At 67.2% G+C, this 2,641-nt stretch carries 3 protein-coding genes; all 3 read right to left on the bottom strand.

Annotation, left to right across the window (positions count from 1 at the left end; all coding sequences use genetic code 11):
- The coding region (locus HUK84_RS14590) for a RelA/SpoT family protein (protein ID WP_218064385.1) at positions 1-1,869 on the bottom strand (1,869 nt) is incomplete at its 3' end.
- Between the two features lie 4 nt (positions 1,870-1,873).
- A complete protein-coding gene (rpoZ, locus tag HUK84_RS14585; protein ID WP_176640933.1) occupies positions 1,874-2,272 on the bottom strand; it encodes a DNA-directed RNA polymerase subunit omega in 399 nt (132 codons plus the stop codon).
- Between the two features lie 123 nt (positions 2,273-2,395).
- The coding region (locus HUK84_RS14580; protein ID WP_176640932.1) for a 2-amino-4-hydroxy-6-hydroxymethyldihydropteridine diphosphokinase at positions 2,396-2,641 on the bottom strand (246 nt) is incomplete at its 5' end.

Raw genomic sequence — 2,641 nt, 5'->3', positions numbered from 1 at the left:
GCGCATCGGGATGCCGGGCACCATGCGCGGGGCCCGGGGCGTCTGCCGCAATGCCGGATAGGCGGCATGCACCACGTCCCGCGGCCCGGTATTGCCGTTGCCGACCGCGACGTACAGGTCCTCGACCGATGCGAATTTCAGGCCGGACAGGATGGTGTCCAGCACCTTTTCCGACCCGTCGACGCCTTCCTGCCGAAAGGCCTTGGCCAGCGCCGCGCGGCCATTGTCGATATGGGCCTCCCGCTGCTGGGTCGCGACGTGGCGGCGGATGCGGGCCCGCGCCTTGCCGGTGACCACGAACCGTTCCCAGGCCGGCGACGGCGTGCCGCCCCGGGCGGTCATGATTTCCACCTGGTCGCCGTTCTGCAACTCGTGGCGCAGCGGCATCAGCCGCCCGTTGATCCGCGCGCCGACGCAACTGTCGCCGACCTGGCTGTGCACGGCATAGGCGAAATCGACCGGAGTGGCGCCGCGCGGCAGCGAGATCAACTGCCCCTTGGGCGTGAAGCAGAAGACCTGGTCCTGATAGAGTTCGAGCTTGGTGTTTTCCAGAAACTCGTCGGGGGCCGCCGAATCCTCCAGGATGTCCAGCAGGTCCTGCACCCAGCGCAGTCCGGTGACGACGCGCACCGAATCGTCGGCCGCTCCCGCCCCTGTCCCTCCCCCGGGCAACTGCTTGTACAGCCAGTGCGACGCGACGCCGTTTTCGGCGATGTCGTGCATCTCTGCGGTGCGGATCTGGACTTCGATCTTCTGGTTGCGCGGATGGCGCAGGGTCACGCCGGTATGCAGGCTTTGATAGCCGTTGGCCTTGGGGGTCGAGATATAGTCCTTGAACCGCCCGACGATCACCGGATAGGCAGCATGGACGGCGCCCAGCGCCACATAGCAGGCCTCGCGCGTCGGCACGATGATGCGGAACGCCATGATGTCCGAAAGCTGCTCGAACGCCACGTTGCGCTTCTGCATCTTCTCCCAGATCGAGAAGGGCGATTTCTCGCGCCCCGTCACCTCGACATCGCCCAGCCCGGCCTTGCGGCAAAGCTGGATCAACTCGCGGCGCACCTCCTCGATCACGTCGGCGCCCTGGCCGCGCAGATAGTTCAGGCGGGCGCGGATGGTGGTGTTGGCCTCGGGTTCCAGTTCGGCGAAGGACAGGTTCTGGAGTTCGGTCTTGACCTTGTCCATGCCGATGCGCCCGGCCAGCGGCGCATAGATCTCCATCGTCTCGCGCGCGATGCGCTGCCGCCGGTCCAGCCGCTGCACGTAATGCAGCGTGCGCATGTTGTGCAGCCGGTCCGCCAGCTTGACGATCAGGACACGGATGTCCTTGGACATCGCCAGCACCAGCTTGCGGAAATTTTCCGCCTGCTTGGTCCGGTCCGATTGCAGTTCCAGCCTGGTCAGCTTGGTGACGCCGTCCACCAGGTCGGCGATCGTCGGCCCGAATTCGGCGCGCAGCCGCTCCTGCGTGACGCCGGTATCCTCGATCGTGTCGTGCAGCAGGGCCGTCGCGATCGACGACGCGTCGAGATGGAAGCCCGCCAGGATGCTGGCGACCGCCAGGGGATGGGTAATATACGGGTCGCCATTGTCGCGGGCTTGGCCCGCATGCGCCTGCTGCGCGACCTGGAAGGCCCGCCGGATCAGGTCGAGATCGGCTCCCGGATCATAGGCGCGGACCCGGCGCAGCAATCCTTCGCAGGATACGACCCGGGCCGGCACGGGCGCCACCTCTTCGACGGGCCCATCTTCGCCGGGCGCAACTTCGACCGGGACGGCGCCATCGGTCACGCCGGACACGGACGCCTCCAGGCCCGAGGCGGAATGATGCAGCGCATCAACGGGACCTGCCGCCTCGTGCCCCATGGGCTCAGCGCCGCGCGCGGCCGCCCAGTTCGGCCTCGATCGCGGCCTCGAGTTCCTCGGCGGACATGCCGGCCGTGCCGTGCGCCGCCTCTTCCTCGGCCGTGACGTCCTGCAGGCCGAAAATGTTCTGCTCGGTCGGGATCAGGTCCATGACCTCCTCGTCCGCCGGCTCGGGCTCGGGCGCGCGGGCCAGCGAACGCACCAGGTCGCCGCGCACCTGCTCCAGCCCGATCGTCTGGTCGGCGATTTCGCGCAGCGCCACGACGGGGTTCTTGTCATTGTCCCGATCGACCGTCAGTTCCTCTCCCCTGGACAGGTTCCGCGCCCGCTGGGCAGCATAAAGAACCAGTTCGAATCGGTTGGGAACCCGTTCAACGCAGTCTTCGACGGTGACGCGAGCCATGAGGCAGGCCTCCGGATAAAAATGTCTGTTGCAAAGAACCATACCTAGTGGTGAGGTGCCTCGAATGCAAGCATGCGGCCAGAATTCGGCCGATCAGAATTCGGCCGGCCAGACTTGAGCCGATCAAGCTTCGGCCAGAACACGGATCGCCTGGTCCGGCAACGCGGCGATCAGATCCTCCACCGTGCGGCCCGAACTCGGATCGCCCCATCCCGGCGCCACATCCCGCAACGGCAGCAGCACGAAGGCCCGGCCGCCCATGCGCGGATGCGGCAGAATCGGGTCGGGCGCGGCACGGACCACATCCCCCATCGCGACGATATCCAGGTCCAGGGGCCGGGCGGCATTGGCCACGCTGCGCACCCGGCC

Source organism: Nguyenibacter vanlangensis (assembly GCF_013376155.1).
In the GTDB taxonomy this organism is placed as follows: domain Bacteria; phylum Pseudomonadota; class Alphaproteobacteria; order Acetobacterales; family Acetobacteraceae; genus Gluconacetobacter; species Gluconacetobacter vanlangensis.
This window is presented reverse-complemented; position numbering and strand designations above follow the sequence as displayed.

Coding starts and splice junctions, on each gene's coding strand:
- rpoZ (WP_176640933.1), bottom strand. CDS start 2,272: ATGGCTCGCGTCACCGTCGAAGACTGCGTTGAACGGGTTCCCAACCGA.